The 26744-nt window shown below is 65.9% G+C and carries 25 protein-coding genes; 15 read left to right on the forward strand and 10 right to left on the reverse strand.

All coding sequences use genetic code 11. The annotated features are described in order from the left end of the window. Positions 1–13 precede the first annotated feature (13 nt). The 4 genes from mmsB to LOC60_RS14490 form a co-directional block, all read right to left on the reverse strand. Positions 14–1192, reverse strand: coding sequence for a multiple monosaccharide ABC transporter permease (mmsB, locus tag LOC60_RS14475; protein WP_230026506.1), 1179 nt, complete (start codon positions 1190–1192; stop codon positions 14–16). 23 nt (positions 1193–1215) lie between these two features. After that, positions 1216–2763, reverse strand: coding sequence for a multiple monosaccharide ABC transporter ATP-binding protein (gene mmsA, locus LOC60_RS14480; protein ID WP_230026329.1), 1548 nt, complete (start codon positions 2761–2763; stop codon positions 1216–1218). Positions 2764–2830: 67 nt separating this feature from the next. Beyond that, on the reverse strand, positions 2831–3946 hold the full coding sequence (gene chvE, locus LOC60_RS14485) for a multiple monosaccharide ABC transporter substrate-binding protein (RefSeq protein WP_230026330.1): 1116 nt from the start codon (positions 3944–3946) through the stop codon (positions 2831–2833). Between the two features lie 249 nt (positions 3947–4195). Continuing rightward, positions 4196–4999: an AraC family transcriptional regulator gene (locus LOC60_RS14490; RefSeq protein WP_230026331.1), complete on the reverse strand. Its 804-nt coding sequence runs from the start codon at positions 4997–4999 to the stop codon at positions 4196–4198. 103 nt (positions 5000–5102) lie between these two features. Between LOC60_RS14490 and LOC60_RS14495 the strand changes: the two genes are divergently transcribed. Next, the gene (locus tag LOC60_RS14495; protein ID WP_230026332.1) at positions 5103–5636 is read left to right on the forward strand and encodes a VOC family protein; all 534 of its coding nucleotides are present in this window, start codon (positions 5103–5105) and stop codon (positions 5634–5636) included. A 62-nt stretch (positions 5637–5698) separates the two neighbouring features. Here LOC60_RS14495 and LOC60_RS14500 read toward each other — a convergent pair whose 3' ends face one another. Then, positions 5699–6133 carry a VOC family protein gene (locus LOC60_RS14500; protein WP_230026333.1) on the reverse strand — a complete coding sequence of 145 codons (435 nt, stop codon included), beginning with the start codon at positions 6131–6133 and terminating at the stop codon, positions 5699–5701. 131 nt (positions 6134–6264) lie between these two features. Beyond that, on the reverse strand, positions 6265–6654 hold the full coding sequence (locus LOC60_RS14505; RefSeq protein ID WP_230026334.1) for a hypothetical protein: 390 nt from the start codon (positions 6652–6654) through the stop codon (positions 6265–6267). Positions 6655–7074: 420 nt separating this feature from the next. Between LOC60_RS14505 and LOC60_RS14510 the strand changes: the two genes are divergently transcribed. After that, positions 7075–8469: an FAD-binding oxidoreductase gene (locus tag LOC60_RS14510; protein WP_230026336.1), complete on the forward strand. Its 1395-nt coding sequence runs from the start codon at positions 7075–7077 to the stop codon at positions 8467–8469. 4 nt (positions 8470–8473) lie between these two features. Here the strand turns inward: LOC60_RS14510 and LOC60_RS14515 are convergent, their stop codons facing one another. Further along, positions 8474–8677: a hypothetical protein gene (locus LOC60_RS14515; protein ID WP_230026337.1), complete on the reverse strand. Its 204-nt coding sequence runs from the start codon at positions 8675–8677 to the stop codon at positions 8474–8476. Positions 8678–8910: 233 nt separating this feature from the next. On the opposite strand from LOC60_RS14515, the gene LOC60_RS14520 reads away from it, so the two are divergent. The 4 genes from LOC60_RS14520 (at position 8911) to LOC60_RS14535 (ending at position 15129) form a co-directional block, all read left to right on the forward strand. After that, positions 8911–9669: a LamB/YcsF family protein gene (locus tag LOC60_RS14520; protein WP_230026338.1), complete on the forward strand. Its 759-nt coding sequence runs from the start codon at positions 8911–8913 to the stop codon at positions 9667–9669. After that, a complete protein-coding gene (locus LOC60_RS14525) occupies positions 9666–11348 on the forward strand; it encodes a 5-oxoprolinase/urea amidolyase family protein (RefSeq protein WP_230026339.1) in 1683 nt (560 codons plus the stop codon). The genes LOC60_RS14520 and LOC60_RS14525 overlap by 4 nt, the downstream gene beginning before the upstream one ends. After that, positions 11345–13156 carry an acetyl/propionyl/methylcrotonyl-CoA carboxylase subunit alpha gene (locus LOC60_RS14530; protein WP_230026340.1) on the forward strand — a complete coding sequence of 604 codons (1812 nt, stop codon included), beginning with the start codon at positions 11345–11347 and terminating at the stop codon, positions 13154–13156. Before LOC60_RS14525 ends, LOC60_RS14530 begins: the two co-directional genes overlap by 4 nt. Before the next feature lie 392 nt (positions 13157–13548). Further along, positions 13549–15129, forward strand: a complete 1581-nt coding sequence (locus LOC60_RS14535; RefSeq protein ID WP_230026341.1) for an HNH endonuclease signature motif containing protein — start codon at positions 13549–13551, stop codon at positions 15127–15129. Positions 15130–15238: 109 nt separating this feature from the next. Here the strand turns inward: LOC60_RS14535 and LOC60_RS14540 are convergent, their stop codons facing one another. Continuing rightward, positions 15239–16540 (reverse strand): NRAMP family divalent metal transporter, encoded by a 1302-nt coding sequence (locus LOC60_RS14540; RefSeq protein WP_442860425.1) that lies wholly within the window; start codon positions 16538–16540, stop codon positions 15239–15241. A 161-nt stretch (positions 16541–16701) separates the two neighbouring features. Continuing rightward, the gene (locus LOC60_RS14545; RefSeq protein WP_230026343.1) at positions 16702–17136 is read right to left on the reverse strand and encodes a hypothetical protein; all 435 of its coding nucleotides are present in this window, start codon (positions 17134–17136) and stop codon (positions 16702–16704) included. Between the two features lie 262 nt (positions 17137–17398). Here LOC60_RS14545 and LOC60_RS14550 point away from each other — a divergent pair, with 262 nt between their 5' ends. The 8 genes from LOC60_RS14550 to LOC60_RS14585 all read left to right on the forward strand — a co-directional run bounded on the left by LOC60_RS14550 (position 17399) and on the right by LOC60_RS14585 (position 24383). Further along, positions 17399–17767, forward strand: a complete 369-nt coding sequence (locus LOC60_RS14550; protein WP_230026344.1) for an ArsR/SmtB family transcription factor — start codon at positions 17399–17401, stop codon at positions 17765–17767. Then, entirely contained in the window at positions 17764–18270 is a 507-nt protein-coding gene (locus LOC60_RS14555) for an SRPBCC family protein (protein ID WP_230026345.1), read from the forward strand. Before LOC60_RS14550 ends, LOC60_RS14555 begins: the two co-directional genes overlap by 4 nt. After that, a complete protein-coding gene (locus LOC60_RS14560; RefSeq protein ID WP_230026346.1) occupies positions 18270–18761 on the forward strand; it encodes an SRPBCC family protein in 492 nt (163 codons plus the stop codon). Before LOC60_RS14555 ends, LOC60_RS14560 begins: the two co-directional genes overlap by 1 nt. Before the next feature lie 9 nt (positions 18762–18770). Continuing rightward, the gene (locus LOC60_RS14565) at positions 18771–19208 is read left to right on the forward strand and encodes a VOC family protein (RefSeq protein WP_230026347.1); all 438 of its coding nucleotides are present in this window, start codon (positions 18771–18773) and stop codon (positions 19206–19208) included. Positions 19209–19420: 212 nt separating this feature from the next. Further along, a complete protein-coding gene (locus LOC60_RS14570; protein WP_230026508.1) occupies positions 19421–20794 on the forward strand; it encodes an amino acid permease in 1374 nt (457 codons plus the stop codon). Positions 20795–21246: 452 nt separating this feature from the next. Further along, the gene (gene gluQRS / locus LOC60_RS14575; protein ID WP_230026348.1) at positions 21247–22185 is read left to right on the forward strand and encodes a tRNA glutamyl-Q(34) synthetase GluQRS; all 939 of its coding nucleotides are present in this window, start codon (positions 21247–21249) and stop codon (positions 22183–22185) included. Positions 22186–22194: 9 nt separating this feature from the next. Beyond that, positions 22195–24009: a glycoside hydrolase family 15 protein gene (locus LOC60_RS14580; protein ID WP_230026350.1), complete on the forward strand. Its 1815-nt coding sequence runs from the start codon at positions 22195–22197 to the stop codon at positions 24007–24009. Between the two features lie 35 nt (positions 24010–24044). After that, a complete protein-coding gene (locus tag LOC60_RS14585; protein ID WP_230026351.1) occupies positions 24045–24383 on the forward strand; it encodes a CAP domain-containing protein in 339 nt (112 codons plus the stop codon). 80 nt (positions 24384–24463) lie between these two features. Here LOC60_RS14585 and LOC60_RS14590 read toward each other — a convergent pair whose 3' ends face one another. After that, on the reverse strand, positions 24464–25471 hold the full coding sequence (locus tag LOC60_RS14590) for a GmrSD restriction endonuclease domain-containing protein (protein WP_230026352.1): 1008 nt from the start codon (positions 25469–25471) through the stop codon (positions 24464–24466). A gap of 164 nt (positions 25472–25635) precedes the next feature. On the opposite strand from LOC60_RS14590, the gene ppk2 reads away from it, so the two are divergent. Beyond that, on the forward strand, positions 25636–26673 hold the full coding sequence (gene ppk2 / locus LOC60_RS14595; RefSeq protein ID WP_230026353.1) for a polyphosphate kinase 2: 1038 nt from the start codon (positions 25636–25638) through the stop codon (positions 26671–26673). Positions 26674–26744: the final 71 nt, after the last annotated feature.

Below are 26744 nucleotides of genomic sequence, written 5' to 3' on the forward strand. Positions count from 1 at the left end.
CCCCCCCGGGAACCTACCGCGCGTTCCGCCGGCGACTGAACCCGAATGCCACCGCCGCCAGCAGCACCAGGCCCTTGATGATCTGCTGCCACGCGGCGTCGACGGACAGGATGGACAGGCCCTGGTTCAGCACGCCCATCACCAGTCCGCCGATCACGGCACCGACCACCGTACCGACGCCGCCCTGCACCGAGGCACCGCCGATGAACACGGCGGCAATGGCGTCGAGCTCAAACCCTGCGCCGGCCCCGGCCACCGCGCTGCCAGCCCGGGCGGTACTGACCACGGCAGCGAGTCCGGCTAGGAAGCCCATGTTCACAAACACGAGGAAGTTCACCCACTGGGTCTTCACCCCGGACATCATGGCGGCGTTCAGGTTCCCGCCCATGGCGTAGATGTGCCGGCCGAAGACGGTGCGGCCCAGCAGGAACGAGTACCCCAGCACCAGCCCGGCCAGGATGATCAGGATGATCGGCATACCGCGGTTGTAGGCCAGCAGATAGCAGAGGTACATGATCGCGAAGACGGCCACGGCCATCTTGAAGACAAACGACGCCGTACGCTCGCGCGGCAGGTCCAGCCGGCGCAGGTCCGCCCGCCCCTTGAGCTGCTGCGCCACCAGGGCAACCGAGGCCAGGGCACCGATGCCCAGGGTCAGCAGGTCCGGCGTGCCCGTGGAGGGCAGGGTGCCGGAGCCGATCGAGTTGTACGGCCGCGGCAGGCCGCTGATGGTGCCGTCGGAGAGCAGCACCAGCGCGACGCCGCGGAACACCAGCATCCCGGCCAGGGTGACAATGAATGCGGGTATCCCCACAAACGCCACCCAAAACCCCTGCCAGGCGCCGATCAGCGCGCCGACCAGCAGCGAGAGCACCACGGCCGCCCACCAGGGCATCCCCCACTCGTTCATCGCCAGGGCCGCAATGGCACCGACGGTGGCCACCACCGATCCCACGGAGAGGTCGATGTGCCCGGCAATGATTACCATGACCATGCCGATGGCCAGGATCAGCACGTACGCGTTCTGCTGGATGAGGTTGCTGACGTTGCCCGGATACAGCAGCCGTCCTTCGGTGAGCACCTGGAACAGCAGGATGATCACCACCAGTGCGGCGAGGATGCCGTATTGGCGCAGGTCCACCCGGCGTCGTTTTTTGGGCGCTGTGCCCGATGACGGCGGCAGCGGCGCCATCGCCTGTTCTGGAGTAGTGGTGGTCACGTGGCTTGTGCTCCTTGGGTCCTGTCGGCGGTCATGTGGCGCATCAGCTCTTCCTGGGTTGCCTCGGCGCGGGGCACTTCTGCGGTGAGGCGTCCTTCCGCGATGGTGTAGATGCGGTCACAGAGCCCGATCAGTTCGGGCAGTTCGCTGGAAATAACGATCACGGCTTTGCCCTGGGCCGCCAGTTCGTTGATGATTCCGTAAATCTCGTACTTGGCGCCGACGTCGATCCCGCGGGTGGGCTCATCGAGGATCAGCACGTCCGGCCCGGAATAGATCCATTTGCTGAGCACCACTTTCTGCTGGTTCCCGCCGGACAGGTTGCTGACCGTCGAGGTGACGCTCGGGGTGCGGATGTTCATCCGCTGCCGGTACTCGTCCGCCACGGCGTATTCGCGGTGCCGGTCAATGACCCCCAGCCGGGCCAGTTTCCCCAGCGCCGCGGCGGAGACGTTCACCGCGACGCTGCCGATCAGGTTCAGCCCGTACCGCTTGCGGTCCTCGCTGACGTAGGCGAGGCCGTTGCGGATGGCCTCCCCCACCGTCCGCGTGGAGATTGCGACACCGTCCTTGTAGACCCGCCCGGAGATGCCGGTGCCGTAGGAGCGGCCGAAAATGCTCATGGCCAGTTCGGTCCGGCCGGCGCCCATGAGCCCGGCAAACCCGACGATCTCTCCGGCCCGGACGGTGAAGGAGGCGTTCTCCACTACCACGCGGCCCGGATCCACCGGATGATGCACGGTCCAGTTCTCCACCCGGAACTTCTCCTGGCCGATCTTCGGGTCGCGGGGCGGGAACTGGTTATCCAGCGGGCGGCCCACCATGGCACGGATGATGCGGGTTTCAATGGCGTCGGTGTCCTCCACCGGGAAGTCTTCGATGGTGCGCCCGTCGCGGATCACCGTGACGGTATCGGCTATTGCGCGGATTTCCTTGAGCTTGTGGGAAATGACGATCGAGGTGATGCCCTGGCCGCGCAGCTGGTCGATCAGGCCCAGCAGGTGTGCGGAGTCGTCGTCGTTCAGTGCTGCGGTGGGCTCGTCGAGGATCAGGATCTTCACCTCTTTGGAGAGGGCCTTGGCAATCTCCACCAGCTGCTGCTTGCCCACGCCGAGTTCAAGGATCTTCGTGGCCGGGTTTTCGGCCAGCCCCACGCGTTTCAGCAGTGCCGCGGCCTGCAGGTTGGTTTTATTCCAGTCGATCACCCCGCCGCGGGCCACCTCGTTGCCCAGGAAAATGTTCTCGGCAATGGACAGGAACGGACTTAGAGCCAGTTCCTGGTGGATGATCACAATGCCGTCGCGCTCGCTGTCGTTGATCGAGCCGTAGCTGACGGGCCTGCCTTCAAGCGTGATGGTTCCGGAGAAGCTGCCGTGCGGGTACACGCCGCTGAGCACCTTCATCAGGGTGGATTTGCCGGCGCCGTTCTCGCCGCAGATGGCGTGGACTTCGCCGCGATCAACATTGACGGACACCTCGTCCAGGGCACGGATGCCGTTGAACTCCTTCACAATGCCGTCCATGGACAGGATGACGTCTGTCATATGGTTCTCGCTTCAGTGCCGGGGCAGCACGGCGCGGCGGCAGTCCGCCGCCGCGCCTCGCTGCGGATCAGAGACCGACCTCGCCGGCTTCCAGGAAGCCCGAGTCCACCAGCTGGGACTCGACGGTGTCCTTGGTGACCACCACGGGGTCGAGGATGTAGGTGGGAACCACCAACACCCCGTTGTTGTAGGTCTCGGTGTCATTGACCTCCACATCCTCGCCGGCCACGAGCGCGTCGATCATGGTTTCCACCTGCGTGCCGAGCTCACGGGTATCCTTCCAGACGGTCATGGACTGCCGGTCCTCCAGCATCGCCTTCACATTGGCGACGTCGCCGTCCTGGCCGGTGATCAACGGCCAGTCCGATCCGGGCTGGTATCCGGCGGCATCCAGGGAGGCCTCGATGCCCAGCGCCAAGCTGTCATTCGGCGATAGGACGACGTCGACCTTCTCGCCGCCGGTGTAGAAGGACTGCAGGCGGTTATCCATTTCCGCCTGGGCGTCGGCCGATTCCCAGCCGAGGATGCCGATGGATGTCCATTCGTCATTGCTGGCCGGGGACTTGCCGGACGGCACTACGAGCTGGCCGCTCTCCACGTAGGGCAGCAGCACATCCCATGCTCCGGAGAAGAAGAAGGAGGCGTTGTTGTCATCGGGGCTTCCGGCGAAGGGCTCCAGGTTGAACGGGCCCTCACCCTCGGCCAGGCCGAGTTGCTCTTCGATGAACTCGCCCTGGAGCTGGCCTACCTTGTAGTTGTCGAACGTGGCGTAGTAGTCCACGGCTTCGGTGCCGTTGATCAGGCGGTCGTAGGCGATGATCTGCACGTCCTGGCCCTTCGCGTCTTCGAGCGTGGGGCCGAGGGTTTCGCCGTCGATGGCCGCGACCACCAGGATCTTCGCGCCGCCGGCTACCTGGTTCTGGATCTGGCTGATCTGCTGGTCGGTCTTGTTGTCGGCGTACTGCAGGTCAACCGTGCAGTCCTTGGCTTCGAGTTTTTCCTTCAGCCCTTCGCCGTCGTTGATCCAGCGCTCGAGGCTGCGGGTGGGCATGGAGATCCCGACGTTGCAGGAGCTGGCTTCGCCTTCCTCTTCTGAGTTGGAGCCCGCCGGCGCGCAGGCGGACAGGCCTGCCGCCAGGCCAACGGCCAGGAAGACCGCCGAGAGATTCTTAGTTCTGGTCATGCTGGAAACCTTCGAAAAGGATCCTGCCGCTGCGGAGCCGTCCCTTGCTTCCTGCCGCGGCACGCGGCGGGCAGTAATGGATTCATCCTGGGGCTGGATCGAGCGGATACAACGCTGTAGCGCCCTGTTGACGTCGCCATCAACAATTTGCAGGCGATGACAACATGTCCGCCGAACCGCCAACTGACAAGAGAAATTAGGAAACTTTAGCCACAGAACCCGTCCTGGCCCGTACGGAGCTAAACGTGCCTACCGGCCCGCGGAGCGCCGGTAGCCGCTGGGCGTGAAGCCCAAAACCTCCCGGAACGCGTTGGCCAGATGTGCATGGTCGGCGTACCCGAGATCGGCAGCGACATCGGCAATGGAAACTCCAACGTTCTCGCGCAGCCGTTCCGCCGCCTCCTGCAACCGGTAGCGGCGGATCATCGCCAGCGGCGGCAGGCCCACAAACCGGTGCGCCAGACGCTGCAGGGTCCGGACGGAGACGCCAAGCTGTTCAGCTGCCTGGTCAACCCGGGTCAGCTCCCGGTCGGATCGGATCAGGTCCTCCAACCGGTTGGCGGCCTCGGCTTCGGCTGTTGGTACCGGCACGCGCGCTTCCAGCCAGGCGCTGGCTATCGATGCTGCGTGCTCCCGGCGGTGGACACCGTCGTCGTCATTAATTCCGACGCCGCAGCACATGGCGGCCGTCACTGCGGCATGCAGGTCCGGGGCGTGGAACGGGATTTCCGTGTCGCGGAGTCCGCCCGGGTCATCAGTAAAAACCGGTACGGCGGCCGGACGCAGCAGCATCCCGACAGCCCAGCCCCGCCCCGCCAAGTCACGGAAGGAGCGCCGCGTGGCGGGACCGGAAAGACTGACACCGTCCTCCTGCACCACTAGGTTCAAGGCCGGGAACGGCAGGATCTCCTGCCGGGAGACCTTTCCGGGCGCCAGGTCCCATTCCGGAATCCAGATCCAGCCCAAGCGGTCCCGGAGGGCGTCCGGCGGAAGCAGCCGGTGGAACGCAGGCAGCCGGGCGGGATAAAGCAGCCCGCGCCACTGGTCCTCCATAGCCTGCTCATTTCTCCGGGTATTCGGGTGCTGTCGGGGGTCGTGAATCCTATTGTCGCGAATCTCCAAGCGCCACCCTATTGCTGCTGCCTAGCCTTGCAGCATGACATTCACAGACAACACCACTTCAGACGAAACCGCTGCCGGCCTCACCGGTGAACACACCACCGGCGGGATTCCGCACGGCGCCACCAGCCTGACCCCGTTCCTGGCCGTCCCGGACGCCCGAAACGCCATCACGTTTTACCGCGACGTGTTCGACGCGCGGGTGGTGGACGTAACCGAGATGGACGGCGTGGTGGTGCACGCCGATCTCGACTTTGGAATGGGCCGGCTGCAGTTGGGCGAGCCCAATCCGGCTTTCGGGCTGGTGCTCCCCCCGGAAGGGGACAACGACTGCTACTCGCTCGGGCTCTACTGCGCCGATGTGGACAAGACCGTCGCGCGCGCGGCGGCGGCCGGTGCCGTTATCCGCGAACCAGTGACAACCTTTGTCTCGGGAGACCGCTTCGCCAGTATCCGTGACCCGTTCGGGGTCCGCTGGTCAGTGATGTCAAGGGTGGAGGACCTTTCCGAAGAGGAAAGCGCCCGCCGCGTCGCAGAGTGGGCGGCGCAGCAGTCCGGCGGGGGCAGCTGAGCCGCCGCCGTGCGGGCGGCGGCCCCTGTGCGCGGCGGCGCGCACGCCAGACGGGTCGGGTTCTAGGAGTCCTCAGTCTCGATGCTGATCATCCAGCTGGTTCCGAACCGGTCCGTCACCATGCCGAACACGTCACCCCAGGGTGCCTTTTCCAGCGGCAGGGTCATCTGGCCGCCGTCGAGCAGCTTGTCCCAGTAGCCGCGCAGCTCGTCACTGTTGTCACCGCTCAGGGCAATGGCGTAGCCGTTGCTGGAATCAGGGGCCACGCTTTCCGGCCCGGCCATGGCGTTGGGCGTATCCGAGGCCATCAGCACAAAGCCGCTGTCCGTGGTGAGCGTCGAGTGCATGATTTTGTTTGCCTCGGACGGATCATCGGACATGTTCATTTCCGCAAACGTGGAGCTTTCCAGGGTGCCGCCGAAGACCTCCTGGTAGAAGGACATCGCTTCCGCAGCGTTGTCCCGGAAGTTGAGGTAGGGGTTCATGTTCGAGGACATAGCGGTCTCCTTACGGGGAACGGATCGAATGCTCCCGAGTATGCGCCGACGGCCATCCCTGCGGAAGCCGCCGGGCCTAATTCCGCCCTGCGCGGTCCGGCCCGGCGGCTTCCCTGCCTTACTTCCCTGCCTTACTTCCCTGTCGGCCGCCCTCGCACGGCAGACCATTCGCTGCTGAGCACGGTGTCGCCCACCGGCTCCCAGTCGTTCGTTTCGAAAAGGGAAGCCACCGTGTCCCGGTTCAGATCCGGGGCACCGCCGTCGACCTCCGCCGTCGGATAGCAGACCCAGAGGGATCCGCCGGGCTCGACGGCGGCAGCGGCTGTGGCCAGCTCATGTGCCAGGTCGGCAGCGGAGGCTACGAACAGCAGCACGACGTCGGCCGGGAAGCGCCCGTCATCCTCGGCGAGGAACGCGGAGGCCGGCAGCAGCCCGGCCACCTCGGGAAAGTTCTTCGCGCCGTAGACGGTGACGCGGTCCGCAGCAGAGATTTCAAACGGCTGGGCTGATTCGGAAGGCACTTCGGGGGGCTCCATTCACGGGCATGAGACTCTGGCGGTACGGGCGGCCCAAACAACTAAGGCGCCTTCCCTATTATTTCAGTTCCCTACTTCGGATTACCCCGGTTTTGGCCGGCCCGAGGCACCAACTGTGTAACGACGGAACCTCCCGAGTGACGCCCGGCACTTTCCTGTCTGCGACCCACAGACAAAAGGCACCTCCCACCGGAACGGCCGAAGCCGTCTGGGGCAACCAAGGTTGGCGGTATCGGTTTCGCGGGGACGGAATTTGTTCCGCGCACCTATCGCCTGCAGCGGCCCGGACCCTTGTTTCCCCCGGGCGGCAGGCGAAGAATTTTCTCCTAGGGGCGGCGGGACGACCTCAAGGACCGGGCACCATCCGGGCGTCCGGCGGCTGCCGTCCGAAGGCGGTGTAATCCCATGGATCCCCAGCTTCCCCCGGATGCCGTAGCGGACCTGCGGGCGTCCCTGACCGGTTCCGTCATCCTGCCGCAGGACGAGGGCTACGACGGCGCCCGCCGCGTCTGGAATGGCATGATCGATGTTCTGCCGGCGATGGTGGTGCGTGTTGCTTCCGTCGACGACATTGCCCAGGTGCTCACCTGTGCCCAGCTGTGGAACCTGCCGCTGGCGGTCCGCGGCGGCGGGCATAACGTGGCGGGGAACGGGACGGTTGCGGACGGGATCGTACTGGATATGGGTGGCCTGCGGGACGTCAGCGTAGACGTGGACAGCGGTACCGTTACGGTGCAGGCGGGAGCCACCATGGGCGACGTCGACGCCGCCACCGAACCCTATGGCCTGGCGGTTCCCATGGGCGTCGTTTCCGGCACGGGGGTGGCCGGGCTGACCCTCGGCGGGGGTGTCGGCTGGCTGACCCGCGCGCATGGACTGAGCATCGACAATCTGGAGGCTGCCGACGTCGTCACCTCTGACGGCGAGTCGGTCCACGCATCCGCCGATGACCATTCGGAACTGTTCTGGGGGCTGCGCGGCGGGGGCGGGAACTTCGGCGTCGTTTCTTCCTTTACCTTCCGGGCGCATCCGCTGCCCGCGCAGGTCCTCACCGGGAACCTGGCGTACGGCAACATGCACTGGCACCAGGCGCTCGCCGCCTATGACGCGTGGGCGGCCGATCTGCCCGATGAGATGACCACCATCATCAGCTGCCTGGTACCGATCGAGGAATGGGACATGGGGGACCAACCGCTGATGGTGATCGGACTCGCCTGGGCGGACCCGGATCAGGAGGCCGGGGCCGCGCTGATCCGGCAGCTTACCGCGGCAGCTCCGCCTGACATGGAGGCAGTGCAAGCGGTGCAGTGGTCGGACTGGCAGACGGCCATGGACTCAACATTCCCGCCAGGCTCACGCGCCTACTGGAAAAACGCCTCCATCGACCGACTGGATGACGCCGCCATCGACACTCTGGTCCGCGCCGGGTGTGAGCAGACCTGGCGCGGGACCGGCTTTGACATCCACCATCTGGGTGGCGCCTACGGCCGGGTGGCGGACGACGCCACCGCCTTTCCCACCAGGGATGCCCCCTACTGGCTGAACATTTACGGCTACTGGCAGGACCCGGCGGACGACGCCGCCCGTACGGCTTTTGTCCGCGGGCTGGCGAAGGCTGTGGAACCGTTTTCCTCCGGCGCGCAATACGTGAACTTCATGGGCGCCGAGGATCCGGTGGCGCAGGGCACCGCCCCGTCCGTCTACGGGACGGACAAGCTGGCCCGGCTCACGGCGCTGAAGACCGCCTACGATCCGCAGAATCTCTTCCGGCGGAACCACAACATCGTGCCGACCGGTTAGCGGATTAGGGCGTATCCCGGGAGACTTTGTTCTGCATGGACGGATGTGCGGAGCACTCTCCGTGCAGGGTTATTCCCCGGTGGGTCGAGCTGGTGGCATAGATGATTTTGAGCCCGCTTCCTCCCCGTCCGGTGGCATCCCAGGCCACACCCTCGGGATAGGACGGATCCCCGAAGACCCCGCTGATCTCCAGCCCCTGGTCTTCCATGTACCGGATCACAGCATCCCGGTCGGCTTGGGGGTCATCCGTGCCCGGCCCAAACAGATGCAGGGATATCTGATTCGGAGAAACGCAATGCATTAAGCCCCGTCGGCATAAAAGACGGCAGGGTCCGCCTGTCCGCCTGATTATTGAACACGCTGATCGAACCGGGCACACTGTTACCGGACGCTCCCACCACGTTCCCCATCCGGCGTCCCCATCAGCACGGAGGTTCCACCATGCCTGTCATCGATCTGAACAGTGACGTAGGCGAATCCTTCGGCAACTGGACCATGGGCGACGACGCCGCGATCTTCGAGTCCGTTTCCAGCGCCAACGTGGCCTGCGGCTTCCATGCCGGAGATCCGTCCACCATCGCGCAGACCTGCCGCGACGCGGTGGCGGCAGGAGTCACCATCGGCGCGCACGTGGCCTACCGGGATCTGGCCGGGTTCGGCCGCCGGTTCCTGGATTGCTCCTACACCGAGCTGCTCGACGACGTGCTGTACCAGCTCGGCGCACTGCAGGGCCTGGCCCGCGCGGCAGGGTCCGAGGTCCGCTACGTGAAACCGCACGGTGCCCTCTACAACACCATCGTCCGCCACGAGGTGCACGCCCGCGCCGTCGTCGACGCGGTCCGGGCCTTCGACAAGGACCTGCCCGTCCTGCTGCTGCCCGGCGCCGTCGCCCTGGAGATAGCCGCCGACTCCGGCCTGCGCGGCGTGGCCGAAGCCTTCGCGGACCGCAACTACAACCCCGACGGCACACTCGTCTCCCGCCGCGAGCCCAACGCGGTGATCTCCGACGCCGGTACGGTCACCGCGAACATGGTCCGGCTGGCTACGCAGGGCACCATCACCGCCGTTGACGGCACGGAGATTCCGATGCAGGCCGAATCCATCTGCGTCCACGGCGACACTCCGGGTGCCGTCGCCATGGCGAAGGCGGTACGTGCGGGGCTGGAAAACGCCGGCGTAAGTATCTCGAGTTTCGTGTGAGCCCACACGTCACTTCCATCCGGCCAGCCGGGACGCGCGCACTGCTGGTCGAACTCGAGTCACTGTCCGACGTCGTCGCCCTCCACGCCGAGCTCCTCGCCCGGCCGCTGCCCGGGCAGGTGGATGTGCTGGCCGCCGCCGCAACCGTCCTCGTCGGGTTTGTCGGCCGGCGGGAAACAGTTGCTGCGGCAGGGCTCATCGAGGCGCTGAATCTAACCCACGGCGAGCTTCCGGATGCGCGGACGGTCACCATCGAGACCGTGTACGACGGCGGGGACCTGGCCGAGGTAGCCCGACTCACCGGCCTGTCCGAAGATGCGGTGGTCAAGGCGCATACCGGCACTGCGTGGACCGGAGGGTTCGGTGGATTTGCGCCCGGTTTCACCTATCTGGTGGGCGGCGACCCGGTACTGAACGTACCCCGGCGGAGCAGTCCCCGGACCGCGGTGCCGTCCGGCTCCGTGGCACTCGCCGGGGACTACTCCGCTGTCTATCCGCGCCAGTCCCCCGGCGGCTGGCAACTGATCGGCCACACCAACGCCGTGATGTGGGACCTCTCCCGGGACTCCCCGGCACTGATCCGGCCCGGGGATACGGTCTGGTTCAAGCCGGTCCGGGAACTCATCACCGCTAGATCTCCAAAGGATGGGGCCGAGGCCGGCGAAGCCATAGAGGAGGCGACGGATGAGGTGCCCTCGCCCACCCAGGGCGGGCAAAACGCACTCGAAGTCAAAGCGCCAGGACTGCAGTCCCTGGTCCAGGACCTCGGCCGTCCCGGTTTCGCCGACCTTGGCGTCTCCGTGTCCGGCGCCGCGGATCCCCGGTCCGCCCGGCAGGCCAACCGGCTGGTCGGAAACCCGTCCGACGCTGCCGTGATCGAGAACCTCTTCGGCGGACTGGAACTGATTGCCCGCGGCGATGCGGTCGTGGCCCTGGCGGGCGCGGAGCTGCCGGCCGCGGTCGCCTCCCCTGACGGCGCGCGGGACCGTCCCGCACCGCTGAATGCGCCCTTTGCCCTGCTCGACGGGGAATCCCTGGTTCTTGGCTCCCCCTTCCGCGGAGTACGCAGCTATGTGGCGGTGCGCGGCGGGATTGCCGTGGAGCCGGTCCTGGGCAGCCGGAGTACAGACACGATGAGCGGCATTGGTCCGGCGGCGTTGGAGGCCGGGACGCGGCTACCCGTTGGCACCGTGTCCGGGGCGGCTCCCGTCGGGGCCCCGGAGCCGTCGTCGTTGGGCGACGGCAACGTGCCGACACAGCTGCGGATCACCGCCGGCCCGCGGCAGGACTGGTTCGGGCCCGACGCCGCTGCATCCCTGACTCGCTCCACGTGGGTTACCACCAACGAGTCCAACCGGATCGGCGTGCGGCTTGCGGCCGATCCCGAAGACGCGGCAGCCCAGCCCCTGCGCCGCGTCGGGGACGGGGAACTGCCCAGCGAAGGCGTGGTTGCCGGCTCGCTGCAGGTGCCGCCGTCGGGCCTGCCCGTCCTCTTTCTGGCCGATCACCCGGTCACCGGCGGCTACCCGGTGATCGCCGTCGTCGTTCCGCAGGACCTGCCCCTGGCCGCACAGCTGCCGCCCGGGCACCCCGTACGCTTTGTCCTTGTCGATGCCGATACCCTGGCGCCGCTCGCGCCCGGTGACGCGGCGGCGCAGTTTCCGGAAGGAACCCCATGAAAAAGGTCCTGATCGCCAACCGCGGTGAAATTGCCGTGCGTGTGGCCCGTGCCTGCTCGGACGCCGGCATCGCCTCGGCGGCGGTGTATTCGGAGCCCGACGCCGACGCGCTGCACGTGCGGGTGGCCGATGAGGCCTATGCGCTGGGCGGATCCTCCGGTGCGGACACCTATCTGAACATGCCCAAGCTGATCGACGCCGCGAAGCGGGCCGGGGCCGACGCCGTGCATCCCGGTTACGGTTTCCTTTCGGAGAACGCCGACTTTGCGCAGTCGGTGCTCGACGCCGGACTCACCTGGATCGGTCCGTCACCGCAGGCCATCCGCGATCTGGGAAACAAGGTCACCGCGCGGGAGATCGCCGTCCGGGCCGGAGCTCCGCTGGTGCCGGGCACGGCAGGACCTGCGCAAAGTGCCGACGAGGTCCGCACCTTCGCCGAGGAGCATGGGCTGCCTGTGGCGATCAAGGCGGCGTTCGGCGGCGGTGGACGCGGCATGAAGATCGCGCGGCGGATGGAGGATGTGGAGGACGCATTCGAATCCGCCGTGCGTGAAGCTGTCTCAGCTTTCGGCCGCGGCGAGTGCTTTGCGGAACGGTTCCTGGATAAACCCCGGCATGTGGAAGCGCAGGTGCTGGCGGATACGCACGGGAACGTCGTCGTCGTCGGCACCCGCGACTGTTCGCTGCAGCGGCGGAACCAGAAACTCGTGGAGGAGGCTCCCGCGCCGTTCCTGAGTTCCGAGCAGCGGGCGACCATCCACGAATCGGCCAAGGCCATCTGCCGGGAGGCCGGCTATACCGGTGCAGGGACTGTCGAATACTTGGTCTCCCCCGACGGGCTGATCAGTTTTCTGGAAGTCAACACCCGGTTGCAGGTTGAGCATCCGGTCACTGAGGAGACCACCGGCGTTGACCTGGTCCGGGAACAGTTCCGGATTGCCGATGGGCTGCCGCTGTCACTGACTGAGGATCCGGTGCCGTACGGGCATGCGTTCGAGTTCCGGCTCAACGCCGAGGATCCGGCACGGGGTTTCCTGCCCGGTCCGGGTCCTGTGGAAGCGTTCGAGCCGCCGACCGGTCCCGGGATCCGCATGGATTCGGGTGTGCGGTCCGGCTCTGTGGTGCCTGCCGAGTACGACTCGTTGATGGCCAAGCTGATTGTCTGGGGCGAGGACCGGCCGCAGGCATTGCGCCGTGCCCGGGCTGCCCTGGACGAGCTGGTAATCCGCGGGGTGCCGACGGTTGTGCCCTTTCACCGGGCTGTTGTCCGGTCCGAGGCGTTCACCCGTGCCGATCGGCTGGGGGTCTACACCACGTGGATCGAGTCGGAATTTGGGGAACCTTTGGCTGCTTCGCCCGAAATTGCTGCGTCGTTGCCCGGCGCCGAGCGGGAAAGCCTCACAATCGACGTCGACGGCCGGGCGGTGCGCGTGGGGGTTCCGGCAGCGCTTTTGAACGCGTTGCGGGCGGGTGGTGCCGGTGCTGCGAGCGCTGGGGGTGGGGCTGCGGGGGCTGGCACTGCGGGGGCCGGGTCAGCGGGGGCCGGGTCAGCCGGGGCCGCCGACGCCGGGGCCGGGTCAGCCGGGGCCGACGACGCCGTGCTCGCCTCACCCATGGCCGGGAACCTGGTGAAGTGGGTGGCAGACGACGGCGCTGAGCTCGCGGAAGGCGATCCCGTGGCGGTACTGGAGGCCATGAAGATGGAGACCACTGTCCGGGCTCATCGTGCCGGGACCTTCTCCCGTGCCGCGATTGAGCCGGGGAGTGCTGTCGGCCGCGGTGACGCACTGGGCGAAATTCGTTCCTGAGCCTAGGTTCGGGGGGCGGCGGTCCGTTCCTTCACTGCCCCACGGCCTGATCGTGCCAGCGGCACCGTTCGCTCCCCCGACCCACCGCCACCCCGTCGCTCCCCGGTTCGTGTCACTGCCCCACGGCCTGATCGTGCCAGCGGCACCGTTCGCTCCCCCGTTCGTGTCACCGCCACTCCATCGCTCGCCCGGTTCGTGTCACCGCCACCCGAGCGCTCCCCCCGGTTCGTGTCACCGGCACCCGAACACTTTCCGTTCCGGATTCTCCTCGCCGGGGCCCACCGCCGGCACTTTTCCTCCACAGCTGACCTCCCCTGAGTGTCTCCGTCGTGTTCTCCACAACGGGCCCTCCTGCGGGTGCCGGTCGCCCCTCACCTTGATGGAATCAATCCATGCAGTCATACGAGTTCCACGTGTCGGAGACCGGAGCAGCGAGCGCCGGCAATGACGCCTGTGCGGACACAGCTGCAGACGCCTCTGTTTCCAACGGACTCAGCGGACGCCTGCGGTTACAGAACGTCCAGTCCCTTGGACAGGAAGACATCCTCAGAACCATAGAAAGTCTTGAGGCTCTTATGGGGTGGGCACAGGCACAGCAGGCTCGTGCCGTGACCCGGCTCGAAGCACTGGTTAGCCGCGAGCTGGATCCGGAGGACGGCAGCCTGGACGGCGTTCCCGATCAGACCGCTTTCCGGCTCACGGCCTCTGAGATAGGGGCGCTTTTGTCCCTTCCGCCCATGACTGCTCAGCGCCTGGTTGTCGATTCCTCCACCCTTTGCTCCGAATGCCCCTCGGTTCTGGCCGAGCTGGAAGCGGGCAGGCTCAGCTACCGCAAAGCTCAGATCATCTGCTCCACCGTCGTTTCCCTGCCGGAGCCCACACGCATCAAGCTGGAGAACCGGCTGTTGCGCGAAGCGGATGGCCTCACGGCCGCCCAGCTGGAACGGCGGGCCCGGAGACTGTACGAGGGCATCGTGCCGGAATCCGAATTGGTCATCCGCCACCGGCAAGCCCGGAATGACCGGCGGGTCTGTCTGGAACCCCAGCTTGACGGGATGTGTTTCCTGTCGGCTCGCCTTCCTGCCCCCGTTGGCCAAGCCGTCTTCACCGGGCTGACAACCTGCGCCCGGTCGGAACAAGCGGCTGGCGATCCCCGCACTGTCGACCAGTTGCGGGCAGACATATTCACCTCCCTGCTGCTCGGCAGCGGCGGCACTACGGTCGACGAGCGTACAACCTCTGGATCACCCCGTCGTGAACACCCTGGCTTCCGCACCGTCGGCGAGCGCGCAACCTCCGGTTCTGCCTCGTCGGACGACACCTCCGCTGGCCCGACAAACGCGTCGTCCAGCCGACCCTCCCGCCGACCGGCCGGTCCCCTTGGTCCGCTGGTAAAGGCTGAAGTGATGGTCCTTATCAATGCAGAAACCCTTCTCGGCCTGGACAACCGCCCGGCGGAGCTACACGGATATGGTCCCATCAGCGCCGAATCCGCTAGGGAATTGGTCCGCAGCATCGGACATTGGACCGGACTGCTCCAGGACGGACGTGGTGAAATCCTTCAGGTCGGCCGGCAGCGGCGTGTTCCTCCTGGACTCCGCCGGTGGCTGCAGGCGCGGGATGCAACCTGCCGTTTCCCGGGCTGCTCGGCGAACGCGCTCACGGCCGAAATCGACCACACCGTTCCCTGGGCCAGAGGTGGACCAACTGAGCACGGGAACCTTGAATGCCTTTGCCGAAAGCACCATGCCCTCAAGACGGCGGGTTTCTGGACTGCGCGGCAACCCCAGCCAGGTGTCATCGAGTGGATGTCGCCAGCCGGCCGAAAGTACCGGACACGGGCACACCTCGACCTCAGTGGAAACATGTCTGCATCCCCGGAGGAAACAGTACTCACCGCGGCAACAGCTGCATCCGAGGGCAGCTCAGCAGCCGGACCCTTGGTAGGGGTTGATGTCCCTCCGCCCTTCTGAGCGAGTCACCCCGCGGATGTCCCGGGGTCACCCACCGGGTACATACACCGGCGGCGCAGCGGCTCAGCGGCACCTGCCCGACTTACTGACCGAAAACGGGTCCGTCCGGCTACGTCCAGAGAGCCTGCAGCCCGGCAAGCGAATTCCACCCCAGGTACAGGGTCAGCAGCCAGGCCAGCACCCCCACCAGCAGCAGCCAACGCGGATACCGGTACCCGGCGAGCAGGTCGCTGCGCCGCCAGGCGGCCCAGAGCAGGATCGCGAATCCGAGCGGCAAAATGAGTCCATTGAAGGCACCGGCAAAGACCAGCAGGGTCTGTGGCGGCTGGCCGGCAAGCAGATAGGCGGCAGCACAGACGGCAATAAAGGCAACCGTAAGCAGGTTCCGGACCCGGTCGCTGCCGGAGAGCTTGGTGATGAACGAAACCGAGGTGTAGGAAGCGCCAATCACCGAGGTCAGGGCGGCGGCCCAGAAAACAATCCCGAAAAGCCGGATTCCGAGTTCACCAGCTGCGATCCGGAAGGCATCGGCAGCGAGGTTCTCGCCGGAGAGCACAGCTCCGCCGGCAACCACGCCCAGAACGGCAAGGAACAGCAGTACCCGCATGACACCGGTAACGATCACCCCCAACAGGGCGGCCCGCGTGATGGGGCGAATGTTCTCCAGACCGGAGTTTCCCGAATCAACCATCCGGTGTGCCCCGGCATAGGTGATGTACCCGCCGACCGTCCCGCCGATCAGGGTGGTGATGGCCAGGAAATCCACCTGCTCCGGCAGCACCGTGTTCTTCAGGGCACTGCCGACCGGCGGGTTGGCGACGATGGCCACGTAAAGCATCAGCAGGATCATCACGGCGCCAAGGACCACCACCACCCGGTCCAGTGCCAGCCCGGCCCGCTTCGAAAGGAAGATCAGAATCGCCAGGACGGCGGATATCGCGGACCCGATCTTCGGGTCCAGCCCGAGCATGGCGTTCAGGCCCAGTCCGGTACCGGCCACATTGCCGACGTTGAACACCAGCCCACCGATGAACACCAGGATCGCCAGTACCAATCCGGCGCCGGGAAGGACCTTGTTTCCCAGCACCTGCGCCCGCAGCCCCGAAATGCCGATGATCCGCCATACGTTCAACTGCACGGCAATGTCCACCAGGATCGACACCAGAATGGCAAAGGCGAAGGCGGCACCGAGCTGAACTGTAAACACCGTGGTCTGGGTAATGAACCCCGGTCCGATAGCACTGGTGGCCATAAGGAACATGGCGCCCAGGATGGCCGAACGTTTCGGATCCGCTTTCCTGCGCGGTCTCCGTCCGGATGCCGCTGAAGCTCCTACGGCACCGGACTCCCCCGAGACCTCCGAAGGTTCCTTTAACGGTTCCTTTGACGGATCAGGCGACTTCTCGTCCATGCGTTCATCCCTTTCACGCGGGCGGTGGGGATAAATCGCCGTCAGTTTACGGGCGTGGTGAAGGAACCTGAAGCACTAGATACAGGCACCTTCCCCTTTCCGGTGAACAGCGGAACCTCTCCCGCCCGGCAGTGCTGGTCCGGCACCTCGCGTGCCGGTTCTTACGCGAACGCGAACAGAGACAGCAGAGACGTTCCACACCAGAAGAAGAAGATTCCGAGGAATACCACGGCGCCTCGTCGGCCCGCCCCGTCGCGGTAAAGCCAAACGAAGGCAGCCCAGCCGGCGGCGAACGAGATCAGCCACCCCACACTCGCCCAGAAGGTAAGCGGGTCCAACTGCGATTCCTCGAGCAGCTGTGTCGCGAGCGCAAAGATGGCGTAGGCGGGAAAGGCCGTCAATAGATAGAGGATGTTGCCCACTACCATCAACGTCGTCCCCAGCGCGCCCAACGGCGGCAAATCGCCAGTACCACCGGCTGCACCGTTCGTCCCGTTCCCGGCAGGATCAACCGTCGATTCCGGGTTCACAACAGGCGGTGGCGGAGACGACGACGGCGTCGGCTCATCTCCGTTGTACGGATACTGGTATTCCATGGGTCCCCCGTTTGTCCACGACCTTAGGCGTCGTGCCCCGCAGGCATTAGGCCTGCGCGACAACCCTAACGCAGACTCTGCCCGCACCTTCCGCACGCGCGCGCATGGCCCCGTCCTGCCGCCGCATCGCACGATCAACCTTCAGTCGGAAAATCTTCGCCACACCCCTTGACCCTCCCCCGGCGCCGTCGTACCTTCGTAATCAACCGAAAGGTTGAACAACCGGCACCTTGATTACACATCGACAGAAGCTGACCACAGCATGGAATCCCCCAGCGACGAACCCCTTCTGGACAAGGCCTTCCTGGCCCTGGCAGATCCGGCCCGCCGCCAGATCATCGCCCGGCTTTCCCGGGGCCCTGCCACGGTCAACGAATTGGCGGAACCCTTCGAGATCTCGAAACAGGCCATCTCGAAGCACATCCAGGTCCTCGAGCAGGCCCAGCTGGTCACGCGCAGCCGTGACGCCCAGCGCCGGCCCGTCCACCTGAATCCCGCACGGCTGGAGGCGCTCACCGCCTGGATCGGCCAGTACCGGCTGGTCCGAGAGGAGCAGTTCCGCAGCCTAGACGCCGTGCTCAACGCACAGGCCGCAGCGAAAGGCGGCCCGCAGGCAAAGGATTCATCATGACGAACGCACTGCAGCTCACCGTCCCGGACGGTGTCCCCTTCATCGATTTCAGCCGCGAAGTGGACTACCCCGTGGACCAGGTCTTCCGGGCCTATGCCGAACCGGACCTGTTGGTCCAGTGGCTCGGCCCGCGCGGGATGAAGATGGACATCAACCACTATGACTTCCGCACCGGAGGCTCCTACAGCTACATCCATACCGGTCCGGAGGGAGTTCCCTATGAATTCCGGGGCATCTTCCACACCGTGCGGGAGAACGAGTCCGCAATCCAGACCTTCGAGTTCTCCGGCTATCCCGACGTCACCAGCCTGGAGTTCATGACCCTCGAGGCGCTCGACGGCGGCCGCACCCGGATCAGCGCCCATGCCGTCTACCCTTCCATGGAGGCGCGGAACGGCATGGCCGCCTCGGGCATGGAGTCCGGCGTCGCCGAGGGCTTCGACCGGATGGACGAGCTCCTCGCCCAGCTCCAGCCGGAGGCGCTGCAGGGAAGGGGCGTGTGATGAGCAAAAATCCCCTGACGTTGAGTGCCCCCACGGGAAAACCCTTCCTGGAGTATCAACGCGACTTCGATTTCCCGGTCAGCGCTGTGTTCCAGGGACACACGGATCCGGACCTGTATGTCCAATGGATCGGCCCGGCGGACCTGAGCACTCGGACGGACGTGTTCGAGCCGCGGTCCGGCGGTGCCTACCGGGTCGTCCAGTCCGCAGGCGACGACGCGGAATATGCCTTCCACGGCATATTCCACAGCGTGCGGCAGGACGAATTTCTACTGCAGACCTTCGAGTTCGAGGGCTACCCGGATATTGTGACGCTCGAATACAGCACCTTCACGGAGCTGCCCGACGGCAGGAGCCGGGTGACGGGCCGTTCCCTGTACCCATCGGTTGAATCCCGGGACGAGTTCCTGGGCAACGGCATGGAAGAGGGCATGTCTGACGGCTACAACCAGCTCGATGAGCTGCTCGTATCCGTCGCGGCCGGAAGGTAGGGGCTGATCATGGACTGGACCCTCGAGGTGATAATCGTGCCGGTCAGCGATCAGGACCGGTCGATTGCCTTCTACCGCGACCAGGTGGGTTTCAACCTGGATCACCGCACGTCGACCGGGCAGATGGACTTTGCGCAGCTCACTCCGCCGGGCTCCGGCTGCTCGATTGTGCTCGGCGATCCGGGTTCCCAGCAGGGCATGGTGCCCGGCTCCCTGCGGGGACTGCAGCTGGTGGTTGCCGATGCACAGGCCGCAAGGCAGGAGCTGCTGGACCACGGCGTCGACGTCGGCGACGTCACCGTCTTTGACGAGCGCGACGGCGGGACCTTCTTCAGCTTTGCGGATCCGGACGGCAACGCCTGGACAGTGCAGGAAATGAAGGTCCGAGCGGACAAACCACTGATTCCGCACGAGGCGCGCATCGGCTATCCGATGGAGCAGCACTAGAGAAATTCAGCAGAACAACACACATCGGTGGGGATCCCTGATTGGGGTCCCCACCGTTGCCGGTCCCCGAAAACGAACGTCCCGCCCGTGGGCGTAATATGGATTGGCCCCTGAACTGGGCCTACCTCCCCCACATTCCAAGGTGCGTTTACTTGAAGTCCTCCTTTACCCAGGCGTTGGCCCGCGGGCTGAATGTCCGGCACATCCGCTTCATGGCGCTCGGCTCGGCCATCGGCACCGGCCTCTTCTACGGGTCCGCATCGGCCATCCAGTCCGCCGGACCCTCCGTCCTGCTGGCCTACATGATCGGTGGAGCCGCTGTCTTTCTGGTCATGCGGGCCCTAGGCGAAATGGCAGTCCGGCATCCGGTGACAGGTTCCTTCGGCCATTACGCCAGCCGCTACCTGGGCCCGTTCGCCGGGTTCATCACCGGCTGGACGTTCGCCTTCGAAATGGCCATCGTCGCCATTGCCGACGTCACCGCCTTCGGCATCTATATGGGTTTCTGGTTCGAAGACGTCCCGCGCTGGATCTGGATCCTCGCCGTCATCCTGCTGATTGCCGCCCTGAACCTGATGCGGGTGAAGGTCTTCGGAGAGACGGAGTTCTGGCTCTCGCTGATCAAGGTTGCCGCGATCATCGCCATGATCGTAGGCGGAGCCGTCATTGTGGTGTTCGGGTTCGGACTGCCCGACGCCGCGAACCCGGGCCTGGATACGATGCTGGGCTCCGGAGGGTTCTTCGCCAACGGGTTCTGGGGCCTGCTGGCATCCTTCTCGATTGTGATGTTCGCCTTCGGCGGCATCGAAACCATCGGCATCACCGCCGGCGAAGCGGACAACCCCAAGAAGGCCATCCCCGCCGCGGTAAACACCGTGCCGGTGCGCATCCTGCTGTTCTACGTCTGCGCCCTGGGCATACTGATGATGATCTTCCCGTGGCAGGACATCAACGGCGAAACCAGTCCGTTTGTGCAGATCTTCGACACGCTGGGCATTCCGGCCGCAGCACACATCCTCAACGCCGTGGTCATCACGGCCGCGCTCTCGGCCATCAACTCCGACATTTTCGGTGCCGGCCGTGTCCTTTACGGGCTTGCACAGGAGGGCCAGGCGCCGGCGTCGTTCGCGAAGATTTCCCGGCACGGGGTGCCGTGGATGACCGTGGCAACCATGGCGGGGGTGCTGCTGGTCGGCGTTGTGCTCAATGCACTGCTGCCGGAGTCCCTGTTTACGATCATTGCCTCGATTGCCACCTTCGCCACTGTGTGGGTGTGGCTGATGATCCTGCTTTCGCACATCGCAATGAAGCGGGAAATCAAGCGCCGGAACCTGCCGGCGTCGGAATTCGGCGTGCCGTTCTGGCCGGTAGCGTCCTACGCGGCACTGGCCTTCATGGTGTTCATCGTGGTGCTGCTCGGCATCATGCCCGACACCCGGGTGGCCCTGATTGTGGGTGCCGTATGGATTGTCCTGTTGTTCGCGGCGTACCGGCTCTGGGTCCGCGGCGACGGCCTGGTGCGTGCGGAACTGGCAGACGAAACGGGCGACGCCGGGGCGCAGGGAGCAGCGGAAAGCCGGGTCTGATCTCCCCCGGTTTTTCGCATGACGCCCCGGACGCCCCCGGTTAGCCGGGAAGCAGTCCGGACGTCCCTCGTGAGGCCATACCTGCGGCGGGCAACCGAACGGTACGGAACAGAGCCAGGCTAAACCGGCCCAGGCGGAGCGTGATCAGCGGCCAATCGGTCTGGGCGCGCCCCTGCCCGGCGTCCGGCTGGTTCCGCTCCTGCAGAGTTCGCCGGAGGTTGTTCCGCCGCTCCGTCTCCGCTGTCCGTAAGCGGTATTCCATCTGGGCAACTTGGAGCTCCATAAGTCCCATAGCCGTAACGGTAGGCACCGCTCGGGGGACGAGACCACGGCTTTGCGGACACCCTTGGTCCGCAACCTTCGTCCCGGTGAAACCCGCGCTGCAAAACCTCCCGCGCCCCGGAACCGGAAGGGCATCCGCGGGCACCACGGCACCCGAATAGACTGGTGTTGTGCCTATTTCCTCCGCCGCCGGCCGCTTCGCTCCCAGTCCCACCGGTGAGCTGCACGTCGGAAACCTGCGCACCGCCCTGCTGTCCTGGCTCTTTGCCCGCAGCACGGAGCGCCGGTTCCTCCTGCGGATGGAGGACCTCGACCGGGTGCGCTCTGGAGCCGAGGCAGCACAGCTGCGCGACCTTGCCGCCGTCGGCCTGGATTGGGACGGCGACATCATCCGGCAGTCCGAACGCACCGAAATCTATCTGGATGCCATCGCGGGACTGCGCCGGGCGGGACTGGTTTACGAGTGCTTCTGCACCCGCCGGGAAGTGGCCGAAGCGGCGTCGGCGCCGCACGCACCGCCAGGCGCCTACCCCGGAACCTGCCGCAACCTCACCGAGGAGCAACGCGTACGACGCCGGCGGGAACGTCCGGCGGCGCTGCGCCTGCGGGCGGAGGCCGCCGAGTTCACGGTGACCGACGAACTGCACGGCCGCTACACCTCCGCCGTCGATGACCTGGTGCTGCTGCGCAACGACGGCGTGCCCTCCTACAATCTCGCAGTGGTGCTGGACGACGCGCTGCAGGGCATTGACCAGGTGGTGCGCGGGGACGACCTGTTGAGTTCGGCACCCCGGCAGGCCTACCTCGGTTCCCTCCTCGGCCTTCCTCCCGTCAGCTATGCCCACGTTCCGCTCGCATTGAACACCGCCGGGCAGCGGCTGGCCAAGCGCGACGGTGCCGTGACCCTCCCGGATCTGGCCGCCGCCGGGCTGGACGCCGGCGATGTCCGGACCCTGATCCTGGGCTCGCTGGGCCTGCCCGGAGACCTGGACCAAGCGCTGGCCGTCTTCTCACCCGGCAATATCCCGCTGGACCCCTGGATCTTTGACACCGCCCTGGACCCTCGAACCAGTTCCGATCCCCCGTCATTGGGGAGCCCTCGACACTAGGAGTTCTGCATGAGCCTGCCGCAACCCGACCGCAGGGACGGCTACGTGGACCTGCGATCCTACGGTGCAATCGGCGACGGCCGGACAGTGGCACTCGTAGCCCTGGACGGATCCATCGACTGGTACCCCACCCCGGATCTGGACTCCACTCCCGCGTTCGCCCGGCTGCTTGATGCGGCGCACGGCGGGCAGATCGAGCTGCGTCCCGTCGCGGACTTCACCGTTGAGCGTTCCTATGTGGAGGGCACCAACGTCCTCGCCACCACGTTTTCCACTGCCACCGGACGCGTCCGGATCACCGACTCGCTGAATACGGGCGTGGCCGGCCGGCTTCCGTGGGGCGAACTGGCACGGCGGATCGAGGGCCTTGAAGGGGAAGTCCCCATGCGCTGGGCGGTTACCCCGGGCAGCAGCTTCAACACCGCCTCACCGTGGGTGCAGCATTCCGTGCACGGTCCCGTCCTACAGGTGCAGGGCACTACGATGGCGGTGCGCGGCCGGGGCATCGGCACTGAGGGAACCGGCGCTGAAAATCCCGCAACACAGCACGTTTCGGACCGCGGCATCAGCGGACGTTTCACTGCCAAGGCCGGATCGCGGCACCTGCTGGCCGTCATCTCGACCCATGAAGAGCCGTTGCCGCTGCCGGAGCTGGACACCATCGATGACGGCGTGGACCGCACTATCGCCAACTGGCAGGCCTGGTCCCGGGAGTTCCAGTACGACGGTCCGTGGGCCGACGCCGTCGAGCGCAGCGCCCTGGCCCTGAAACTGCTCCTGCACAGCCCCACCGGCGCCATCGCCGCCGCAGCGACGACGTCGCTGCCGGAGAACCTGAACGGCGGCAAGAACTGGGACTACCGCTACGCCTGGGTGCGGGATACGGCGTATACCCTGCACGCCATGATCCGGTTCGGCCTGCGCGAGGAAGTCCACGCGGCCGTGTCGGGAATGCTCAAGAGCGTGCGCCGGCAGGGCGACGAGCTACAGGTCTTCACCCGGCTGAACGGCAACCGGGCCGAGGGCGTGGAAATCCTCGATATGCCCGGCTGGCGAGGCATCGGGCCGGTGGTCAACGGCAATGACGCCGCCACGCAGCTGCAGATGGGGGTCTTCGGCGACCTGTTCAACATTGTCCAGATGTATGTGGACGCCGGGCATGTCCTGGATACCGGCACGGGCCGTTACCTCGCAGACCTCGCTGACCTCGCCTGCGATGTGTGGCAGCGGAAGGATTCGGGCATGTGGGAGCTGGACGAGGAACGGCATTACACCACCTCCAAGCTTGGCTGCTGGCATGCGCTGAGCTGCGCCTCGCATCTGGCCGACCTTGGGCAGATCCCGGGAAACCCCGAACGCTGGCGCGCCGAGCAGGAACGCATCCGCGACTGGGTGGCAACCAACTGCTGGTCCGAGGAGCGGGGCAGCTACGTTTGGTATCCCGGCACGGACCAGCTGGACGCTTCGATCCTGCTGCACGCCATCAGCGGCTTTGACCGCGGCGAACGGATGTCCTCGACCCTGGACGCCCTGCGGAGCGAACTTGGCAGGGGACCGCTGCTGTACCGCTTCAGCGGAGCCGAGAAGGAGGAGGGGACCTTTGTCGCGTGTGCGTTCTGGATGGCTGCGGCATTGGACCGGGTGGGGCGGCGGGAGGAAGCCGCGGCGCTGATGGATGAGCTGGTTCCGCTGGCCAACGACGTCGGCCTGTTCACCGAGATGATCGCGGAGGACCATTCCTTCCTCGGCAATTTCCCGCAGGGACTCTCCCACCTGGCGTTGATTACCGCTGCTCTGACGCTGGCGGAGGAGCTCGGGAAATAGCTGCTGCGGCAGCCCGCGATTCCAACAAGCAGACCGTGGCCGATATCTTCGCCGGAATCAATGCGTTCCGTGCCACGAAGGGCCTGAAACCGGTGAAGTGCAACCCGAACTATGCTGCCTCCCCCACCCTGGCGGGGCGGACGAGGGCCGGTGAGGTGATCGCATCCCGCTATGACCGGAGCGGCGCCGCCATGGTGCAGCAGTGGATCAACTCGCCCGGCCACAACGCGATCCTGAGCGATCCGAGGCTGAACACCATTGGTATCGGCATCACCTATACCAACGGCAGCCAGGCAATGTACGACGTGGTCAACTTCTTCCGGTACTCGCCGGACCATGCCGCGACGGTAGCTTCGCCTGCTGCCGTGCGGTAACTGCGCCAACTCGTTTTACGCAGCAGGCCCCTCCCCGGCAGCATTTTTGCTTGGGGAGGGGCCTGCTGCGTTGCGGTGGCTCAGGACGTGCATCCCACGCCGTCGCCGTCGCGGTCGAACTTCGGATCCCAGCCGGCGTCACCGGCGCGGATCGGGGCAACGCCGGCTGCCTTGACGGCGGTGCAGTTGGCGTAGCTGGTTCCGGCGGGTGCAGCAGGGGCCGGTGCAGCAGGGGCCGGTTCCACGGCGGGTGCGGGGGCCGGTGCTGCAGCAGGTGCCGCCTCAGCCGCCGCGTCAGCCGCGGTTCCGTCCCGGGCGGGAACCGGTTCATCAGGGCAGCCGGCGAGCACGGCGGCAATGGCATCGTGCTCGGCCTGCGTCATCCAGAGCCGGTATTCGGCCTTGACCGCGGTCTGCCGGGCGACATACTCGCAGCGGAACCCCTTGTTGGCCGGCAGCCAGGTGGCGGCGTCGCTGTCGGACTTCGAGCCGTTGGCCGGGCCGTCGGCAGCCATGAGGTTCAGCGGGTCGTTCGCCAGCTGCCGGCGTTCCTCGGCGGACAGCTGCTGTGCCCCCTTTTGCCAGGCGTCCGAGAGCGCCACCACATGGTCGATCTGGACGGCAGTGCTGGTGGTGTTGCCGCGGACAAACGCAATGGTGGTTCCCGTGTAGGGATCCAGGAACGTGCCCGAGGCAACGACGCACTCCCTGGTTCCGTCCTTGTACACCACGTCCACGAGGTCCCTCGCGAGAATGTCGTTGCGGGTGTCGCAGCCGTTGCGGTCCGTATCGGCCCAGGCCGGACCGAACTGATCGCGGTCGTAGCCGGTCTTCGGCGCGCGGCCCTTGATCGGGATGCCGGCCAGCTGGTCCAGCGCCGTGCCGGCCGCGGCGGGGGCGGCGGGCGCAGCGGATGCCGGCGGTGCGGGCTCGACGTCGGCCGGCCGGGTCGCGGAGGGGTGGGCGGTTGCCGATTCTGCTGTGCCGGAGGACGGGGCCGTGCCGGAATCGGTAACCGGGGTGCAGCCGACGGCAGCGAGTGCGAGCAGGGCAACGAGGGACAGAGCTTTGGTGCGTAGTGAAGTCATCGCCAACCATTATCTGCGGCAGGGCACCGGCTCCCGTTCAGGCGCGCCGCCCATGCTGCCCGCCGCCGTTGTGCACAGAGACCCGTTCCCTCTTCCAACGGTCGGCAGTGCCGCGTAAATTCGGAAAAACGGATCCTGCAGCGAAAAATGTCAGCGGAGATGTCATGGCAAACAATAAGAACGGCACCAAGGAAGTTTCGACCCAGCAGCCGGCAGCAGCAAACGGACTGGAGCCGGACGGGCAAAGTCTTGACGGGCAGCGGGTGGCAGTCGCTGAGGACTACGCGCAGGAACTCGATGAGCTGCAGGAGCTGAAAAAGAAGGGCAAAAAGCTCAAGATCCAAGTGGACGACGACGCGTGGCGGCAGAACTACCCCTACGACACCAAGCTCAGCCGGCGCACCTATGACCGGCAGAAGCGCCGCCTCCAGATTGAACTGCTGAAGATGCAGCTCTGGGTCAAGGAAACCGGCCAGAAAATGCTCATCATCTTTGAGGGCCGCGACGCCGCCGGCAAAGGCGGAGCGATCAAGCGGTTCGATGAGCACCTGAACCCCCGCGGCGCACGGGTGGTGGCGCTGGAGAAGCCCACCTCCGAGGAGCAGACCCAGTGGTACTTCCAGCGGTATATCCGGACCCTGCCCAGCGGCGGGGAGATCGTGATGATGGACCGCTCCTGGTACAACCGTGCCGGCGTCGAACGCGTGATGGGGTACTGCACCCCGGCGCAGTATCTGGAATTCATGCGGGAGGTTCCGGAGCTCGAACGGATGCTCGTTAATTCCGGCACCCTGCTGCACAAGCTGTGGTTTTCGGTGGGCCGTGCCGAACAGATGGCCCGGTTCGCTGCCCGGGAAACCGATCCCGTGAAGCAATGGAAGCTCTCCCCTACCGACCTGGCCAGCCTGGACAAGTGGGACGCCTACACCGAGGCGAAGGAAGCCATGTTCTTCTACACGGACACCGGGGACGCCCCCTGGACCGCGGTGAAATCCAATGACAAGAAACGCGCCCGGCTCGAAGCGATGCGGCATGTGCTCAGCACCGTGGAGTACCCGAACAAGGACCGCTCCATTGCGCATGCACCGGATCCGCTGATTGTGGGACGGGCCTACAACCATTTCGAAGAGGACGATGAACCGCATGGCAGTTTCCCGGTGGTGAAGCCACAGGGCAACGCTGCAGCACAGGCAGCGGGGTAGCTGCTGTCCGGGCCGTACTGCTGACGGCTTAGGCAGATTCCTCCGGCCAGTCGCTCCGTCTGCCAGACCGG

It is taken from the genome of Arthrobacter sp. zg-Y769, from assembly GCF_020907405.1.
Classification (GTDB): Bacteria; Actinomycetota; Actinomycetes; order Actinomycetales; family Micrococcaceae; genus Arthrobacter_B.

Bases quoted from the DNA above. Each gene is read 5' to 3' on its own strand.
- LOC60_RS14490 (WP_230026331.1), bottom strand. From the start codon at position 4,999: ATGGAGGACCAGTGGCGCGGGCTGCTTTATCCCGCCCGGCTGCCTGCG.
- LOC60_RS14590 (WP_230026352.1), bottom strand. From the start codon at position 25,471: ATGACTTCACTACGCACCAAAGCTCTGTCCCTCGTTGCCCTGCTCGCA.
- LOC60_RS14540 (WP_442860425.1), bottom strand. From the start codon at position 16,540: ATGGACGAGAAGTCGCCTGATCCGTCAAAGGAACCGTTAAAGGAACCT.
- ppk2 (WP_230026353.1), top strand. From the start codon at position 25,636: ATGGCAAACAATAAGAACGGCACCAAGGAAGTTTCGACCCAGCAGCCG.
- LOC60_RS14530 (WP_230026340.1), top strand. From the start codon at position 11,345: ATGAAAAAGGTCCTGATCGCCAACCGCGGTGAAATTGCCGTGCGTGTG.
- mmsB (WP_230026506.1), bottom strand. From the start codon at position 1,192: ATGGCGCCGCTGCCGCCGTCATCGGGCACAGCGCCCAAAAAACGACGC.
- mmsA (WP_230026329.1), bottom strand. From the start codon at position 2,763: ATGACAGACGTCATCCTGTCCATGGACGGCATTGTGAAGGAGTTCAAC.
- chvE (WP_230026330.1), bottom strand. From the start codon at position 3,946: ATGACCAGAACTAAGAATCTCTCGGCGGTCTTCCTGGCCGTTGGCCTG.
- LOC60_RS14510 (WP_230026336.1), top strand. From the start codon at position 7,075: ATGGATCCCCAGCTTCCCCCGGATGCCGTAGCGGACCTGCGGGCGTCC.
- LOC60_RS14580 (WP_230026350.1), top strand. From the start codon at position 22,195: ATGAGCCTGCCGCAACCCGACCGCAGGGACGGCTACGTGGACCTGCGA.
- LOC60_RS14550 (WP_230026344.1), top strand. From the start codon at position 17,399: ATGGAATCCCCCAGCGACGAACCCCTTCTGGACAAGGCCTTCCTGGCC.
- LOC60_RS14500 (WP_230026333.1), bottom strand. From the start codon at position 6,133: ATGTCCTCGAACATGAACCCCTACCTCAACTTCCGGGACAACGCTGCG.
- LOC60_RS14570 (WP_230026508.1), top strand. From the start codon at position 19,421: ATGGCGCTCGGCTCGGCCATCGGCACCGGCCTCTTCTACGGGTCCGCA.
- LOC60_RS14555 (WP_230026345.1), top strand. From the start codon at position 17,764: ATGACGAACGCACTGCAGCTCACCGTCCCGGACGGTGTCCCCTTCATC.
- LOC60_RS14515 (WP_230026337.1), bottom strand. From the start codon at position 8,677: ATGGAAGACCAGGGGCTGGAGATCAGCGGGGTCTTCGGGGATCCGTCC.
- LOC60_RS14520 (WP_230026338.1), top strand. From the start codon at position 8,911: ATGCCTGTCATCGATCTGAACAGTGACGTAGGCGAATCCTTCGGCAAC.
- LOC60_RS14535 (WP_230026341.1), top strand. From the start codon at position 13,549: ATGCAGTCATACGAGTTCCACGTGTCGGAGACCGGAGCAGCGAGCGCC.
- LOC60_RS14545 (WP_230026343.1), bottom strand. From the start codon at position 17,136: ATGGAATACCAGTATCCGTACAACGGAGATGAGCCGACGCCGTCGTCG.
- LOC60_RS14495 (WP_230026332.1), top strand. From the start codon at position 5,103: ATGACATTCACAGACAACACCACTTCAGACGAAACCGCTGCCGGCCTC.
- LOC60_RS14565 (WP_230026347.1), top strand. From the start codon at position 18,771: ATGGACTGGACCCTCGAGGTGATAATCGTGCCGGTCAGCGATCAGGAC.
- LOC60_RS14560 (WP_230026346.1), top strand. From the start codon at position 18,270: ATGAGCAAAAATCCCCTGACGTTGAGTGCCCCCACGGGAAAACCCTTC.